The sequence below is a fragment of the Sporosarcina sp. FSL W8-0480 genome (assembly GCF_037963765.1).
In the GTDB taxonomy this organism is placed as follows: domain Bacteria; phylum Bacillota; class Bacilli; order Bacillales_A; family Planococcaceae; genus Sporosarcina.
In genome coordinates this window covers 1,310,528-1,326,143 of sequence record NZ_CP150166.1, presented here as the reverse complement: position 1 = coordinate 1,326,143, position 15,616 = coordinate 1,310,528, and the positions used below count along the sequence as shown (strand labels likewise).

At 43.7% G+C, this 15,616-nt stretch carries 17 protein-coding genes and 1 tRNA gene; 1 reads left to right on the top strand and 17 read right to left on the bottom strand.

The features are described from left to right. Nucleotides 1–5: 5 nt before the first annotated feature. The 7 genes from NSQ43_RS06920 to clpP all read right to left on the bottom strand — a co-directional run bounded on the left by NSQ43_RS06920 (nucleotide 6) and on the right by clpP (nucleotide 6,250). Nucleotides 6–1,190: a phosphoglycerate kinase gene (locus tag NSQ43_RS06920; RefSeq protein ID WP_339254210.1), complete on the bottom strand. Its 1,185-nt coding sequence runs from the start codon at nucleotides 1,188–1,190 to the stop codon at nucleotides 6–8. Between the two features lie 157 nt (nucleotides 1,191–1,347). Then, a complete protein-coding gene (gap, locus tag NSQ43_RS06915) occupies nucleotides 1,348–2,355 on the bottom strand; it encodes a type I glyceraldehyde-3-phosphate dehydrogenase (RefSeq protein ID WP_339254208.1) in 1,008 nt (335 codons plus the stop codon). Between the two features lie 19 nt (nucleotides 2,356–2,374). Beyond that, nucleotides 2,375–3,415: a sugar-binding domain-containing protein gene (locus tag NSQ43_RS06910; RefSeq protein ID WP_339254206.1), complete on the bottom strand. Its 1,041-nt coding sequence runs from the start codon at nucleotides 3,413–3,415 to the stop codon at nucleotides 2,375–2,377. Nucleotides 3,416–3,544: 129 nt separating this feature from the next. Continuing rightward, the gene (locus NSQ43_RS06905) at nucleotides 3,545–3,772 is read right to left on the bottom strand and encodes a glutaredoxin family protein (protein WP_339254204.1); all 228 of its coding nucleotides are present in this window, start codon (nucleotides 3,770–3,772) and stop codon (nucleotides 3,545–3,547) included. 297 nt (nucleotides 3,773–4,069) lie between these two features. Next, nucleotides 4,070–4,909, bottom strand: coding sequence for a TPM domain-containing protein (locus tag NSQ43_RS06900; protein ID WP_339254202.1), 840 nt, complete (start codon nucleotides 4,907–4,909; stop codon nucleotides 4,070–4,072). Further along, the gene (locus tag NSQ43_RS06895; RefSeq protein ID WP_339254200.1) at nucleotides 4,906–5,484 is read right to left on the bottom strand and encodes a LemA family protein; all 579 of its coding nucleotides are present in this window, start codon (nucleotides 5,482–5,484) and stop codon (nucleotides 4,906–4,908) included. Before NSQ43_RS06895 ends, NSQ43_RS06900 begins: the two co-directional genes overlap by 4 nt. A gap of 163 nt (nucleotides 5,485–5,647) precedes the next feature. After that, nucleotides 5,648–6,250 (bottom strand): ATP-dependent Clp endopeptidase proteolytic subunit ClpP, encoded by a 603-nt coding sequence (gene clpP, locus NSQ43_RS06890; protein WP_339254197.1) that lies wholly within the window; start codon nucleotides 6,248–6,250, stop codon nucleotides 5,648–5,650. 185 nt (nucleotides 6,251–6,435) lie between these two features. On the opposite strand from clpP, the gene NSQ43_RS06885 reads away from it, so the two are divergent. After that, nucleotides 6,436–6,507, top strand: a tRNA-Arg gene (locus NSQ43_RS06885). Between the two features lie 218 nt (nucleotides 6,508–6,725). Here NSQ43_RS06885 and NSQ43_RS06880 read toward each other — a convergent pair. From NSQ43_RS06880 to NSQ43_RS06835, 10 genes are all read right to left on the bottom strand, one after another. Further along, nucleotides 6,726–6,983 carry an HPr family phosphocarrier protein gene (locus NSQ43_RS06880; protein ID WP_339254194.1) on the bottom strand — a complete coding sequence of 86 codons (258 nt, stop codon included), beginning with the start codon at nucleotides 6,981–6,983 and terminating at the stop codon, nucleotides 6,726–6,728. 34 nt (nucleotides 6,984–7,017) lie between these two features. Then, complete coding sequence (gene whiA / locus NSQ43_RS06875; RefSeq protein WP_339254192.1) at nucleotides 7,018–7,965, bottom strand: DNA-binding protein WhiA; 948 nt, start codon at nucleotides 7,963–7,965, stop codon at nucleotides 7,018–7,020. Between the two features lie 26 nt (nucleotides 7,966–7,991). Beyond that, a complete protein-coding gene (locus tag NSQ43_RS06870; protein WP_339254190.1) occupies nucleotides 7,992–8,957 on the bottom strand; it encodes a gluconeogenesis factor YvcK family protein in 966 nt (321 codons plus the stop codon). A 22-nt stretch (nucleotides 8,958–8,979) separates the two neighbouring features. After that, the gene (rapZ, locus tag NSQ43_RS06865; protein WP_339254188.1) at nucleotides 8,980–9,867 is read right to left on the bottom strand and encodes an RNase adapter RapZ; all 888 of its coding nucleotides are present in this window, start codon (nucleotides 9,865–9,867) and stop codon (nucleotides 8,980–8,982) included. Beyond that, the gene (locus tag NSQ43_RS06860; RefSeq protein WP_339254186.1) at nucleotides 9,867–10,349 is read right to left on the bottom strand and encodes an 8-oxo-dGTP diphosphatase; all 483 of its coding nucleotides are present in this window, start codon (nucleotides 10,347–10,349) and stop codon (nucleotides 9,867–9,869) included. Before NSQ43_RS06860 ends, rapZ begins: the two co-directional genes overlap by 1 nt. A gap of 503 nt (nucleotides 10,350–10,852) precedes the next feature. After that, complete coding sequence (gene trxB, locus NSQ43_RS06855; protein ID WP_339254184.1) at nucleotides 10,853–11,803, bottom strand: thioredoxin-disulfide reductase; 951 nt, start codon at nucleotides 11,801–11,803, stop codon at nucleotides 10,853–10,855. A 75-nt stretch (nucleotides 11,804–11,878) separates the two neighbouring features. After that, on the bottom strand, nucleotides 11,879–13,393 hold the full coding sequence (locus tag NSQ43_RS06850) for a tetratricopeptide repeat protein (protein WP_339254825.1): 1,515 nt from the start codon (nucleotides 13,391–13,393) through the stop codon (nucleotides 11,879–11,881). Nucleotides 13,394–13,513: 120 nt separating this feature from the next. Then, complete coding sequence (locus tag NSQ43_RS06845) at nucleotides 13,514–14,029, bottom strand: acyltransferase (RefSeq protein ID WP_339254182.1); 516 nt, start codon at nucleotides 14,027–14,029, stop codon at nucleotides 13,514–13,516. After that, nucleotides 14,026–14,679, bottom strand: coding sequence for a pyrophosphatase PpaX (ppaX, locus tag NSQ43_RS06840; protein ID WP_339254180.1), 654 nt, complete (start codon nucleotides 14,677–14,679; stop codon nucleotides 14,026–14,028). The genes NSQ43_RS06845 and ppaX overlap by 4 nt, the downstream gene beginning before the upstream one ends. Beyond that, the gene (locus NSQ43_RS06835) at nucleotides 14,672–15,616 is read right to left on the bottom strand and encodes a nucleoside recognition domain-containing protein (protein ID WP_339254178.1); all 945 of its coding nucleotides are present in this window, start codon (nucleotides 15,614–15,616) and stop codon (nucleotides 14,672–14,674) included. Before NSQ43_RS06835 ends, ppaX begins: the two co-directional genes overlap by 8 nt.

The window sequence follows — 15,616 nt, the reverse complement described above, 5'->3', positions numbered from 1 at the left end:
TCCTATCATTTATCTAACAATACAGTTACGCCAGGCAGTTCTTTGCCTTCCATGAATTCAAGAGAAGCGCCGCCACCTGTGGAAACGTGATCCATTCTTTCTGCAACGTCGAATTTTTCAACAGCCGCAGCTGAATCGCCGCCACCGATAACTGTGTAAGCAACTGTATCAGCCATTGCCATTGCAACTTGCTTCGTGCCGTTTGCATATGGCGCCATTTCGAATACACCCATCGGTCCGTTCCAAATGATTAACTTCGAGTTTTTAATGACATCTGCATACATTTCTGCTGTTGCCGGTCCAATATCGAGTCCCATCCAACCTTCGGGAATTTCATCGATCTTAACCGTTTTTACATTTGCCGTTTCAGAAAACGCATCTGCAACTACCGCATCAATCGGCAAGTAGAGCTTTACGTTTTTCTCTTTCGCTTTTTGAATGAAAGATTGAGCTAACTCGATTTTATCCTCTTCAACAAGGGAGTTTCCTGTTTCAAATCCTTCAGCTTTCGTGAATGTGTAGGACAATCCACCGCCAATCAGTAAGTTGTCTACGTTGTCTAACAGGTTATCGATGACACCGATCTTGTCCTTCACTTTCGCTCCACCGATGATTGCAGTGAATGGACGCTCCGGATCAGATAATGCTTTTCCAAGGACATCCAATTCTTTTTCCATTAGGAATCCGCTTACACCCGGGATGAATTCTGCAATGCCTGCAGTCGATGCATGCGCACGGTGAGCGGCCCCAAATGCGTCGTTGACGAATACATCAGCGAGAGCAGCAAATTGTTTCGCAAGCTCCGCGTCGTTCTTCTCTTCGTTAGCGTGGAAACGAACGTTTTCAAGAAGGAGTATGTCTCCGTTTTGCATTTCGGAAACTGCTTTTTCTACGTTTTCACCAATTGATTCATCAAGCTTTTTTACGTCTTTTTGCAGTAGCTCGGCCAATCTTTCGCCTGCCGCAGTAAGTCGCAGTTCATCTTTCACTTCGCCTTTTGGCCTACCAAGATGACTCGCAAGGATCACTTTTGCTCCTTGTTCAGTCATGTATTCGATTGTCGGTATTGCTGCACGGATTCTTGTGTCATCCGATACGTTTCCATTTTCCATCGGCACGTTGAAGTCCACTCGGCAAAATACACGTTTTCCGTTTAGGTCGATATCCTTGATTGTTTGTTTAGCTTTCATAAAACCTGCACACCTCCAAGAATTAAAGCGAAGGAAATTAAGGATATGGATATACTCCCTCAACTTTCCATCGTTGATACATAAAAAAAGGAACGGGTTTCCTCCGTTCCTCCTACCCATCACTATTATAATGGGTTGCCACTGTAATGGCTATGTTTTATATACCTTTGTTGTACATATATAGAGCTAAATCGATGCAGCGGGCAGAATAGCCGGATTCATTGTCATACCAAGAAATAATTTTCACCATATTATTGTCCAACACCATCGTTGACAAGCCATCCACAGTGGAGGATGCTGTGTTGCCGTTGTAGTCGCGGGAGACTAATGGGATTTCATTGTAGAACAGGATGTCCTTCAGTTCATTTTCCGATGCGTTTTTCAAAGCAGCATTCACATCTTCTACAGTCACTTCTTTTGAAAGTTCTGTGACAAAGTCGACGAGTGAAACGTTCGGAGTTGGAACACGGACAGCCATGCCGTCCAATTTCCCTTTTAGTTCAGGAATGACTTTTGTGACGGCTGATGCAGCGCCTGTTGTCGTCGGGATCATCGATTCTGCTGCTGCACGTGCGCGGCGGTAGTCAGAATGCGGGAGATCCAAAATGTTTTGGTCGTTTGTATAGGAGTGGACTGTTGTCATCATGCCGCGTTTGATGCCGAATTTTTCATGCAGCACTTTCACGACTGGTGCAAGGCAGTTTGTTGTACATGACGCATTTGAAACAACTTTATCTTGAGCTGCATCATACGAATCTTCATTGACACCCATAACGAGCGTTTTGACGTCGCCTTTAGCGGGTGCGGAAAGAATTACTTTTTTAGCGCCCGCCTCGATATGCTTCATAAGACCTTTTTCGTCCCGGAACACACCTGTCGATTCGATGACGATATCGATGCCTAAATCGCCCCAAGGCAATTGCGCAGGGTCTTTTTCTGCATACACTTTTATCTTCTTCCCGTTGACGACAAGGTGGTTGTCTTCAGAACCAACTTCAGCATCAAAAATCCCATGGACTGAATCGTATTTCAATAAATGCGCCAACATCGGAGCATCCGTTAAGTCATTGACAGCCACTACTTCAATATCTTCATTTTTCTGTGCTTCCCTGAAAACAAGTCTTCCAATACGGCCGAATCCATTGATCGCTATTTTTAACGTCATTTCCATTACCTCCAGTAGATTATTGTTTGCCTTCCAACTTCTCTAAGATTGCATGTGCCGCTCCTTCATCCGTCACTAATATCGTTTGACGCGGTGCACTTGCCATATAAGATATAATCGCTTCTGCTTTGTTAGCTCCACCTGCAACGGCGATGATCAGCGGAACCTGTTCAAGCTGCTCCGTTTGTATGCCGACTGTCCGGATGCGGTGGACCACTTCCCCGTTTTCATCGAAATAATACCCGAATGCTTCACCCTTCGCTCTATTTTCGTTGAGCAGTTGTTTTTCATTCTCAGGTGTATTTCGTATTTCCGCCATTCGTTTCGCATCGCCAATTCCATGCATGACACAATCCGTTTGCTCGTATTGCTCCATCATTTGAATGACAGACGGTTCGCGTTTGAAAATCTCATGCGCTGCCTGACTGAGGGATTCAGGATAATAAAATGTGCTATATGTTCCTCCGCTTGCGTCCGCGAAAGAAGCGGCAATGACATTCGCCTGCAGCCCGATATCTTCTCCAACTCCTCCCCTTGCGGCGATAAAATGAAGGCGTTCAGGATTGTCAATCGAGTGGATATGTTGCGGAATGGCCGCAACGGAGCTTCCACCTGTTACGGCGATGATTTTACCGTTGCCAATCTTCTCCGTGAAGACGGTCGCCGCTTCTTTTCCAATCAAGCTTTTAACTGTCGGGTTCACATCACAATTTCCCGGGACGATTTGTACACTTCGAATGTTAAGGAGTGCACTCAACTTACTTGCAATCAAGCTTTGCCCCGTCCATTCCTCAATACTTGGCGCAAGAAGTTCAAGGACCTTGGATCCCTCATATGTGATGGTGGCTCCTTCTTTCGCAATTCGGATAAGCTCCTCGTTGCGCAATGCCTCCAATAAGTTTCTACATTCTCGCTCAGAAATATCCGCTTGAATGCTAAGTGGTCTTCTGCCAATCGGACCGGAAACCCCGATGAACTTCAAAAGTCTGTATCTTTGGTGAAGAATCTCCATCATTTCCGGCACAAGCTTCCGTTGTGCCTCGAGTATTTTCGGGTTCAAGGAAAGCCCTTCTTTCTATAAGGGACAAAATTCGCCCACCTATTTATATTTTGTCCCACCTAATGTAAAAAAATATAATTCATACTCTTATTCTATACCTATATGCATTGGAATTCAAACATTTGAGCATTAAAAAAGTTCAATTAAGTCGGCATAGCCAATTTGCCCGTACAATAAAACTTCGCCATCTTTTTCGATGACGGGGATCATGAGCATATACTTTTCATGGCTTTCATCGTCTGTTTCGATGTTGACCGTCGACCAAGTCAGCGGGAAATCCTCTTGGGCTAATTTCATCATCGCTTCGGCATCATCGCATAGATGACATCCCGGTTTTGTGTAAAATATTACGTGCATGCTGTCCCACCTCAAGTTGTTTTTTCTTAAGTATAAAGGAAAAAGGACGTTCTGCAAAAGATTTGCAGAACATCCTTGGTTTTGTGACGGATTTTGATGAGTTCAAAATTTTATCGATCATTTCCCGGGGTTTATCGATCATTTCCGCGCATTTATCGATCAATTCGGTAGAGTTATCGATCATTTCCCAAGATATATCGATCATTTCCCGGGATTTATGGTCATTTCGTGACCTTTTGACTACTCCAACAAAGAAAATCTAATTCATTTAGCTGCGGGCGCCTTCCGCTTTTGAAGTCACCAACTCCGTCCAGCACCGCCGCCACCGCCAGATCCTCCTCCGCCGGTGAAGCCTCCACCGCCTCCGAAGCCACCGCCGCCACCGAATCCCCCTCCTCCACCAAAGGATCCAGGGAAGAAAATCATACCGCCGCTTCTACCTCTTCTACCACCCGATCCGCCGCCACGACCTCCACGGCCACCGCCGCCCATGAAGCGGAACAGCAGATAAATAATGATGAAAATAATTACTGGTGTCGGAATGCCAAAGCCCGAACCGCCACCTTGACCGGCAAGCGTATTCACTTCAGCAACTTCCCCGTTCCAGCCATATTCAGCAGCTATTTCATTGTAATAGGATTTGTATGCATTCACTATGGCCAAATCGGGTTGCTCATTCTTCAAATACGGCACGGAAACTTCATCCATGATTCTTCCGACTTTCCCGTCAGGAAGTGCGCCTTCGAGGCCATATCCAGTTGTAAGTTCAAAATAACGGCCGCCCTCCTCTTCCTTGTTAGGAACAGGTATTGTAGTAACTACCAATAAAGCACCATTATCCTCACCCTTTTTACCAAGACCATATTGTCGTAAAGCTTTCACCGCAAATTCTTCTATCGGTTCATCCCCAATTGTTTGCAAAGTTAATACTGCAAGCTCCGCACCTGTTGCTTCATTCAATTGTCTACCTAAACGATTAAGTTCTGCCTTTTGTTCATTTGAAAGGATTCCGGCATGATCTTGTATATAGTAATCATTTGGATTCCATGCAGGGACGTCCGCTGCTAACGCCACTGCCGGCATAATCATTAAGAATAAGCATGTGGCTAATAAAAAACGAAGCATATTCCGAATCACTTGCTGTCATCTCCAAAGTCGACTTTAGGTGCTTCTTTTGCAGCCTCATTCGCTTGGAAATACTCTTTTTCATCGAATCCAAAAATCGAAGCGACTAATTTCCCCGGAAACCTTTTAACTTGTCGATTGTACTGGGAAACGACATCATTGTAATCTTTCCTCGCAACACCGATCCGGTTCTCGGTGCCAGCCAACTCATCCATTAACTGTGTGAAGTTTTGATTCGCCTTCAAGTCCGGATAGTTTTCCACTACAACAAGTAGACGTCCGAGTGCATTGGACAATTCCGTATCGGCCGCTGCCTGTTCTGCAGGTCCAGTTGCCCCAGATAGTTTCGCACGAGCATCGGAAATTTCCGCGATTACTTCTTTTTCATGGCTGGCGTACCCTTTTACGGTGCTCACCAAGTTCGGAATAAGGTCAAGCCTGCGTTGCAATTGGTTTTCAACCTGTGCATAAGAATTATCTACATCTTCTTCAAGATTTACGAATTTGTTGTAACTTGGTACAAATATGATGCCAAGTACGACAAGAAGAACGATAATGATAGTAAGTGGTCCTAATAGTTTTTTCACTTTAACACTCCCTTTCTGTTTTCTTGAGATACCCTTTTGATATGATGACTCAAACTTAAGCCGGTATTCTATTTATCGTATGTCGCCTCAAAAGGTTTCAAACATTTTTGGATAAATGAAAAAACCGACTCGTTAATGTTGAGTCGGTTTTCAAAGCAATCACTTATTTTTTCAAGTCTTTCATGTCGCTGCGTGTGATGATGTGGTCAATCAGACCATACTCCTTCGCGCGTTCAGCAGTCATGAAATTATCACGATCAGTGTCTTTCGCAATTACATCAATCGGCTGGCCTGTGCGCTCGGATAGAATCGTGTTCAACTTTTCACGAAGGAAGAGAATGCGTTTCGCAGCGATTTCAATTTCAGTCGCCTGACCTTGAGCTCCTCCAAGTGGTTGGTGGATCATCACTTCTGCATTCGGAAGGGCATAGCGTTTCCCTTCTGTACCTGCTGTCAATAGGAATGCTCCCATAGAAGCAGCCATTCCAATACAGATTGTTTGGATATCCGGCTTGACGAATTGCATTGTGTCATAGATCGCCATCCCAGCAGTAATGCTTCCGCCCGGGCTGTTGATGTAGATGGAAATGTCTTTCTCTGGATCTTCCGCTTCAAGGAATAGTAATTGAGCAACAATAGAGTTTGCCACATTGTCGTCGATTCCGCTTCCAAGCATGATAATCCGGTCTTTCAATAGTCGGGAATAAATATCATAAGCACGTTCGCCCCGATTTGTTTGTTCGATGACTGTAGGTATTAGATTCATGGTATTTCCTCCTTTTAGGTGGTTCAAATTTGTCGACCTGTTGAAACCAATTGTTTCAACTGTACACCTATCATACATATTATGGTCAATTAAGGTCAAATATAACGCATTTAATTTTACTATTGCATTCTTAAGGTTTTATTCGTATAATGAATGTTGTCTGTTACTATCAGACTCTATATTTTGCCCTCGTGGTGCAACGGATAGCACGTAAGATTCCGGTTCTTAAAATGTGGGTTCGATTCCTGCCGAGGGCGTACACGTTTGATAAAAAAGCCAGTAAACAATCCTGTTTACGGCTTTTTTATTTTTTTATTCAACACATAAGGATTGAAGCGTAAGGCGGCGACTCCTGGGGGATTAGCGGGACAGGTGAGACCCCGCAGTGTCGCTTTAGCGACCGAGGAGGCTCACCGCCCGCCCCCCGGAAAGCGTCCGCCTGAAGCGAAAATCCGTTTTTCATGGGCGATCCTTCTTAATTCTCCTTTTCAACAAGCAAAGCCAAAGTATCGATTGCTTGCTCTTCATCCACACCATCCGCAACCAATGTTACCGAAACACCTTTTGCAATTGCAAGGCTCATAACACCCATAATACTCTTTGCGTTTACCTGACGTTCATCTTTTTTCAAAAATACGTCTGACATAAACTTATTCGCTTCCTGAACAAATAATGCAGCTTGTCTTGCCTGCAAACCTGTTTTCAACTTCACTTCTACCGTTCTCTCTGCCATGATCAATCGACTCCTTTCCTACCTCGTCCAATTCTTATCGATGTGCAATCCCGCCACTTCGAAGGTTTTCTGCAATTTCTTCTATTTTTCTCAATCGATGGTTCACGCCAGACTTACTGACCGCTCCACCGGACACCATTTCACCAAGTTCTTTTAATGTAATATCCTGATGTTCAATCCGTAGCTGGGCGATTTCCTGCAGACGATCTGGCAACTGATCCAACCCAATCGTATTCTGGATGAACTTAATATTCTCGACTTGCCTTTGTGCAGCGCCGATTGTTTTATTCATATTCGCCGTTTCACAATTCACGAGACGGTTAACACTGTTTCGCATATCCCTTATGATTCGCACATCTTCGAATTTCATCAATGAAACATGCGCACCGACTATGCCAAGGAAGTCGGATATTTTCTCCGCTTCTTTTAAGTATGCGATATACCCTTTTTTCCGTTCAATCGACTTTGCATTAAGCATCGATTTGTTCATCAACTCAACCAAGGCTTCGCTATGCTCCTTGTAAAACGAGAAAATTTCCAAATGATACGAAGACGTCTCGGGATTATTGACTGACCCACCAGCCAAAAATGCACCCCTTAAATAGGACCTCTCGCAGCATTCGTCTTTCACCAATTCCGGTACAATCTCATTTTTGAATTGAAATGTTCCCGTCAATATATATAAGTCCTCCAACAAATGCTTAGCGCCGTCACGGATCCTGCATATGTAGACGTTATTCTTTTTCAAACGCATTTTCTTACGGACCAATAATTCAACTTTAAATGGGTAAAGACGTTTTATGTTGGAATAGAGCCTTCTTGCGATTGCAGCATTTTCTGTTTGAACATCGAGGCTTAGTTGTTTATTCGAGAATGAAACTGCACCGTTCATCCGTATAAAAGCGGCTATTTCCGATTTTACACAGCAATCATCTGATTCTATATTGGTTAATTCCTTTTTTACTTCTGATGCAAAAGACATGACTGTCCCCCCTCTCTCGGCGATGATCAAGTCTCCTTGTTTACATCCTTGCCTTTCATATATTCCATAACCCACGAAGCCACCTTATTCGCATCATGAATAATACGGCCATCGGAAAATGTGGAAATATCTCCAAGGACGATGTTAGGTACGAGCAATTTCAATGCTTCTATATCATTCTCAACCGGCAATTGAACTACAGGCGGTTCATTCCCATTTAAGAGTGTTTCGAAATCAGTATCGTTCAACAGCACCGTGTCTAAAAAAGCGCTGCCGGCGTGATCATACAACGCTTGCACATGCTCTGAAGCTGTGTATTGATACGTTTCTCCTTCTTGCGTGGTTAGGTTATTGATATACACCTTTTTTGCTTTGCTTACGAGTACTGCGTCTCTTATTCCCCTTACAAGGATTGTCGGTAGGATGCTTGTGTAGAGGCTTCCTGGGCCGAATATAATTAGATCCGCATCTTCGATGGATCGTACAGTCTCAGGCAATGGTTCAACCTCTTGTGGTGAAACATATACTCTTCGTATTTTACGGCCGTACACCGGGATTTTAGATTCGCCGGTTACAATTGTGCCATCATCAAGCTCTGCATGCAAGGTGATCTTTTGGTTTGCGGCAGGTAAAATTTTACCTTTTATGTTCAAGACCTGCCCCATCTTCTCAACCGCTCGTGCAAAATCACCTGTAATATCCGTCAATGCAGCAAGCATGAGATTGCCTAATGAATGCCCTCTCAAATCATCCGAAGTGGTAAATCTGTATTGGAACATTCTTTCTATTAACGGCTCTACATCCGAAAGAGCTGCCATTACTTGCCGGATATCGCCTGGAGGTGGGATGTTGTATTGATCCAATAGCCTTCCCGAGCTTCCACCGTCATCCGCTACAGTTACGACTGCGGTGAGCTCAACAGGATAATTTTTCAATCCTCTTAGCATCGTGGACAACCCGGTCCCGCCTCCGAAAACGACGATTTTCTTCATTCTCCCGGATTGCAGCATGGTGTCAACCCTTTCTCTTTTCCACATCCCGATGTGTGATTAGCGTTTTATATTCATCTTGTAATCGGTTTCCGAAGTATTCCGCCAACGTCACGGACCGATGTTGGCCCCCCGTACAACCGAAGGCTACGACGACTTGTGATTTACCTTCGTTTTTATATTGCGGTATGATGAATTTGAATAGATCCGTCAATTTCTCGATTAACACTTGTGAATCATTCCATTTTAAAACATAATCGTATACTTCCCTATCGAGTCCCGTCATCGGTCTTAAATCTTCCACATAGTATGGATTCGGTAAGAAGCGTACATCAAAAACGACATCTGCATCGATTGGCATCCCATGCTTAAATCCGAATGAGATAAAGTTCAAAGTGAAGGAGGTGTCGCCATTGGAAGAGAATGTGGACATGATCTTTTCGCGTAATTCCCTCGGTTTAAGTTCGGAAGTATTGTAGATGAATCGAGCTCTGCCTCTTAACTCGGAAAGCAATGTCCGCTCTTTCTTGATACCGGTTAACGGGAGTCCACCTTCCGCGAGTGGATGCGACCGTCTCGTTTCCTTGTACCTTCTTACAAGAGTTTCGTCATCCGCATCCAAAAACAGAAGCTTGGTGGAAACCCCTTCCATTTGTAATAAATTGTCCAATGCCCCGATCAGCGCATCAAAAAGGTCGCCGCCCCTTGTATCCATGACAGCAGCAATCCTTCTCATCTTGTTCTCGGACTTCATCATCAAGTCTAAAAATGTGACCAACAGCTCTGGAGGTAAATTATCAATACAATAGAAGCCCATGTCCTCAAAACTTTGCATCGCTACTGTTTTACCAGCACCAGACATCCCAGTAATAATGACCAAGTCAACGTCGCTGTTCGGTAATTCATTTTCCATTATTGTAAATCGCCCTCCATCGAGTTTTGTAGACGCTCATCTAACAGTTCGAACTCTTCTGTATAATAAAATGTACCATATTGAACACCGTTTTCGGAGACGGCAAATGTTAAATTGGATCTATCGCCTTCCGCCATTGGCAACGTTTTCAAATTTTCGATGCTGTGCCATTCAAGCAAGCCTTCCCGATTGGACTCGTACGGCGTGCCTATTAGATCCTTTGCTACGAAAGTATACAGCATCCATTCGTCGATTAATTCCTTCGTGTCTGGATCGATAATCATCATTGTGTAGATCCCTTTAACATGCGGATCTACTGGTGTTGCACCTGTTTCTTCTTCGAATTCACGGATGGCCGATTCGTAAATCGATTCTCCTGAATCCATCTTTCCACCGGGAGCCACGTACCATCCCCGTCTTGGCTTTTTCAATAAAAGGACCTGTTCGTCTTTGACGACAAGTAAGTTAGCAATTCTCTGCATCTGAATTCCTCGCTTTTTAAAACATGCATGCTTCTATTATACAATGTTTACGCCCTAAACAACAAAAAAAGAAGACCACCTACGATTTACATCAGTAGGTCGTCTTAAAAGTGTTGCTATATTAAAAGGGGGGTCAATTACTATTCTTATATTACCCAATCTGTATTGCATTTGAGTTACAGTAATATTAAGGTTGCATTAATAATTTTGGACATGCTTAAGGTCACGTTGATTTCCGTTCCGGCGCTCGCTTTCCGCGGGCATGGCTTGAGCCTCCTTGGTCGCGAAAGGCGTGCGCCCTGCGGGGTCTCAAGGCTCATGCTTTTCCCGCAGGAGTCTCGCGCCTCCACTCCAATCAACTAAGCATATCCTTAAATAGTCCATCATAAATGACAACAAATACGCATAACCGCCGATTTTCACGCATAAACTCCCACAATTACGCATAACCACCGGCATTCACGCATAAAAAAAGAGACCCGCACGCGGATCTCTTTCCATAATCAAACTTCTGCAGATAATTTCTCTGCAAGTTCTTCGATATATTTTTGACAAGCTTGTGCAGCGATGCTTCCGTCGCCCGTTGCCGTAACGACTTGTCGAAGTGTTTTTTGACGCACATCCCCTGCTGCGTAGATGCCCGGAACTTTCGTTTCCATTTCTTCATTCGTCACGATATATCCTTGGTCATCTAAGATACCCAAGTTTTTGAATGGTCCAGTTAATGGATTCATACCGATGTAGACGAACATGCCCTCAGTCTCCATCACTGTTTCCGTACCGTCAACAGTGGAGACAAGTGTAACTGATTTGATTTTCCCATCCTCGCCGTTAACTTGTTTAACGGTGGAATTCCATAGAAAATCAATTTTTTCATTCGCAAATGCGCGATCTTGCAAGATTTTTTGCGCGCGCAATTCGTCACGTCTGTGGATGATCGTTACTTTGTTCGCGAATCGAGTTAGGTATGCACCTTCTTCAACCGCTGAGTCTCCACCGCCGATAACAACGATTTCTTTACCTTTGAAAAAGGCACCGTCACAAACAGCACAATAGCTGACGCCGCGTCCAGTTAGCTCTTCTTCTCCCGGTACACCCATTTTCTTATATTCTGCACCTGTTGTAATGATAATGGCACGTGCTTTATATTCTTTTTTACCGGAAATGATCGTTTTATATCTTTCACCATCGATGATTTCATTTACGTCACCGTATGCATATTCAGCTCCAAATGTTTTGGCGTGGTCGAACATTTTCTTGGAGAGATCTGGTCCTAAAATCGATTCAAAACCAGGATAGTTTTCAATCTCTTCCGTGTTCGCCATTTGTCCACCTGGAATTCCGCGCTCCAACATCAAAGTCGACAGGTTTGCTCTCGAAGTGTAAACAGCAGCAGTCATTCCTGCAGGACCTGCACCAATAATAATGACGTCATATATTTTCTCGGTTGTCATTGGTTTTCCTCCTCTTACAATACATAACACTGACCAAATCGTATAAGATTTAATGTGTCCAATCAATCTATATGCTCATTCGCTAAATTGTGGCAAAAACTCCATTAATGTATGAACATACTTCGTTAGCGTCGGAACCGATATGCCATACGTTCTTGCAATGGCTGTTTTCGTGACTCCTTTATAGCGTGAGGATTGGAACATATAATCAGCGGCTGCAGCGAGGGCATCCGGATTCCTGAAATCATATGATCGTGACAAAGCCACCTCGCAAAGGGTGAACCACATTTGAAAAAGATGTGTCCCTTGCTTATCGAGCGGCTTGTAATTGTCGTACATAATATTGGTCGTTTTCAGAGCTCGCATAAAGGAATGGTCGAATTCGGTTTCCAATGTAAATTCGTAATCGAGGCTATTTGCTAAAAACAACTGTTCAATGACACTCAGCTTTTCAACGTCAATATATTTCGGATGTGAAATGATTTCTTGTTTATGAGCCGATTTGCCCAATAAGTAAAAACCTAACAGTCGCTCGCTCCGATATTTATTCATAATTTTACTTAAGAGGAATTCGCGGTCCTGTTCAAATGAATCTACCCCTGAAGTTTCTTGCACACTTTTCCAAGGTTCCAACCCTGCCTTGCTTGGGTCAAGTTCCACTAATTTCTCATATGCTTCCTTCGCGGCTGTTTCATTTCCTGAAAAGTAAGCGGAATGGGCAAGCCAGAAATAATAGCCTGCATCCCCCTCAAATCCTTTTTTCTTCAAGCTTCTGAGCCATCCGTAAGCTTCTTTATGCTTCCCAACTAAAGCGAATGTCGCTCCTAATTTATATCGATGTATGAACTGATACGGTTTTATCTTCAATAGGAGTTCAAGTAATGAATCCAATTCCTCTTTGTCTTTCTGGTAATAATAAAAGACAGCGAGATTGCATAATGCATGAATATTCCCTTTGTTTTTTTCAAGCACTTCGTAAAGCAATTCTTTCGCCTGATCAATTTTGCCGACGTAGAAATAAGCAAGCGCCAAATTATTATAGGCCGCCCAAAATTCGGGATAATCTACTATAACCGACTCAAGGATTTCGATAGCTTCGTCAAACAAGCCGCCTTCCATCAATCTCCTTGCCTTTTCCTGAAGAAAATACACTTCTCCATCCGGCATTTCCTCATCGTCAAATAGATCTTCCTCTTGTTCAGCAAAATCGATGATTTCCATCGAATCATCAGCAAGAGGTCCGTCTGGAGCGAGTGCTATATATTTTTCAGCATAGATTTTCGCGTCGCGAAGAAGGCCTAAATGCGCATGGACTTCCGCTAAATAGAAGATGATATCCTCTTCTTGAGGGTCGATGCCATGTGCTGCCGCAAGGATCTCATAAGCTTCCTCAAACATGCCCTCTTCCATGATAAGAATGCCGTATTGCATAAGAATGAGCGGGTCATTGGGGCTTAACTCAACAGCGCGTTGCAAATATTTATGGGCATCATCGTAGCGTTCACGTTGCATCGCCTTAATGCCTTTCTGATAATAAAATTCACCGTCAGGGATAAAAGAAATTATTTTTTTATCTATGTTCCTATGCATTTTATCCAATCAAATTTCCTCCGATAAACAATAGAAAGGAACGTGCAAAGAACGTTCCTCCATAAAAATTATAACATAACTTCTCTACCCGTCATTCAATTTTTTGACACTTTCCGATTATTACACTTTTCTCTTCCGCTCCGCCAACTGTTCCGCGGTATAAATGATCCGAACGGGATTGCCGCCCGCCATCGCACCCGCGGGAATATCACGATTTACGAGTGATGCTGCCGAAACAATGGCTCCGTCCCCGATTTCAACGCCGGGAAGGATCGTCGTATTGGCGCCAATCATCACACGGTCACCAATCACTACGTCACCAACCCGGTATTCTTCGATCAGATATTCATGCGCAAGAATCGTTGTATTGAAACCGATAATCGAGTTATTGCCAACCGTAATTCGTTCAGGGAACATCGTATCCGGCATCACCATAAGGGCGAATGATGTTTTATCCCCGATTTTCATCCCCAAAAAAGTACGATAAATGAAATTCTTTAAAGGGATAAAAGGCGTATATCTTCCTATCTGTATGAAAATGAAATTTTTCGCGACTTTAAAGAATGAGACCGTTTTGTAAATATGCCAAAGGGAGTTCGCATTTCCTTTGGCAGGAAAACGCTCCGTCCTCCTCAAACTTTCTCGCCTGCCATAATCTTGAGTAAATCGGAAATATGTTGCAGCATAAAATCAGGCTCCAAATCACGCATGAATTGTTCCCCTTTTAACGACCAAGCCACTCCTGCTGTGCGAACCCCTGCATTTTTCCCACCGTGGATATCATGGGAGTTGTCGCCGATCATTAACGTCTCCTCCGGTGTGGAATTCAATCTTTCCATAGCCAACAAGATCGGTTCCGGATCCGGCTTTGCATTTTGCACATCATCCAACCCGATCACCGTATCAAATACATCCTTAGCTGAAATTAACTCCAAGCCTTTCATGATCATATTATTCCGTTTCGTTGAGACGATTGCCATCTTGAAACCATTGCTTTTCAACTTCCTAAGCGTTTCAGAAACACCATCAAATTCAGTTGCCAATAGATCATGATTTGCGTAGTTCCACTCACGGTATTCCTTGATCAGTTCCTCGACCTTTGCAGGATCCACTGCTGCAAATGTCTCTCTCAACGGTGGTCCAAGGAACGGAAGGATATCCATCCGCTCGTATTTCCCGGGATAATGCGCATCAAGGACAGTTTGAAATGTTTGGATGATCAATTCATTCGTATCGAGTAATGTTCCATCAAAGTCGAATAATAGTGTTGTAATTTTATTAGCCATTTAAAACGGTTACCCCCTTTTCCTTTCTCCGCTCGCTTTGCTTCCAGAAATAAGCGACAGCAATCGTCAATACGAACGCAGTTACGAGGCGAATGATAAGCAATGGCAATACGGGTATGCCTAAAGGAACGAAGATGAGCGTATCTTCCACAACTGCGTGACAGGCGATAAGGAATATGAAGGCAAGTGTCGCGTCTTTCTTGCTTACGCCATCTTCCTCTACTGCCTGGATCATCACACCCGCCCCATATGCCAACCCGATGACAAGACCTGCAACAAGAGTCATTGAAGCATTCGGTTGAACACCAATGACTTTTGTGAAAGGAGCAAGCTTTTCAGAGAATTTCTGTAAGTACTGTCGATCCTTTAAAAATTGGACAATAATCATCAAAGGAATGACAATTAGCGCAAGCTGTAGAACGCCAAAGGATGCTTTTTGCAAGCCTAATAGACCGATTTCAAACCATCCTTCCGGCACTGCAGCGATTTCCGGAGCCAAGCCGTACTGTGCTATTTCACTGCCGCCACTCCAAAACAGATTAATAATAACAGCCGAGAATGCCGCCAACCCAAATCGAACAAGTAAAACGACCCATAATTTAACGCCTACTTTTAACGCAACCCCTGTCTCGATAAAGAGATTATGCGAAAAACTAAGCATTACCGCAAGGATGAAAACTTCCTTCACCGTCAAATCGAGTGAAAGAATCCCAGCGATGCCCGCGTATAAGTTCAAAGCGTTGCCAAGCACTAACGGAATGGCCGCTTCTCCGCTTAGCCCAAATAGCCCCATGAAAGGCGAGATAAGCTTTACAATCCAAGGTAAAACCGGGGTATGTTGCAAAATGACGATAAGAATCGTAATCGGAAAAATGATTTTCCCTAACGTCCACGTCGTCTTCAATCCCGCTTTCAACCCATTTTTTAATGTCTGCAT

Bases quoted from the DNA above. Each gene is read 5' to 3' on its own strand.
- NSQ43_RS06920 (WP_339254210.1), bottom strand. From the start codon at position 1,190: ATGAAAGCTAAACAAACAATCAAGGATATCGACCTAAACGGAAAACGT.
- gap (WP_339254208.1), bottom strand. From the start codon at position 2,355: ATGACGTTAAAAATAGCGATCAATGGATTCGGCCGTATTGGAAGACTT.
- NSQ43_RS06905 (WP_339254204.1), bottom strand. From the start codon at position 3,772: ATGCACGTAATATTTTACACAAAACCGGGATGTCATCTATGCGATGAT.
- clpP (WP_339254197.1), bottom strand. From the start codon at position 6,250: ATGAATCTAATACCTACAGTCATCGAACAAACAAATCGGGGCGAACGT.
- NSQ43_RS06880 (WP_339254194.1), bottom strand. From the start codon at position 6,983: ATGGCAGAGAGAACGGTAGAAGTGAAGTTGAAAACAGGTTTGCAGGCA.
- whiA (WP_339254192.1), bottom strand. From the start codon at position 7,965: ATGTCTTTTGCATCAGAAGTAAAAAAGGAATTAACCAATATAGAATCA.
- NSQ43_RS06870 (WP_339254190.1), bottom strand. From the start codon at position 8,957: ATGAAGAAAATCGTCGTTTTCGGAGGCGGGACCGGGTTGTCCACGATG.
- rapZ (WP_339254188.1), bottom strand. From the start codon at position 9,867: ATGGAAAATGAATTACCGAACAGCGACGTTGACTTGGTCATTATTACT.
- NSQ43_RS06860 (WP_339254186.1), bottom strand. From the start codon at position 10,349: ATGCAGAGAATTGCTAACTTACTTGTCGTCAAAGACGAACAGGTCCTT.
- trxB (WP_339254184.1), bottom strand. From the start codon at position 11,803: ATGACAACCGAGAAAATATATGACGTCATTATTATTGGTGCAGGTCCT.
- NSQ43_RS06850 (WP_339254825.1), bottom strand. From the start codon at position 13,393: ATGCATAGGAACATAGATAAAAAAATAATTTCTTTTATCCCTGACGGT.
- ppaX (WP_339254180.1), bottom strand. From the start codon at position 14,679: ATGGCTAATAAAATTACAACACTATTATTCGACTTTGATGGAACATTA.
- NSQ43_RS06835 (WP_339254178.1), bottom strand. From the start codon at position 15,616: ATGCAGACATTAAAAAATGGGTTGAAAGCGGGATTGAAGACGACGTGG.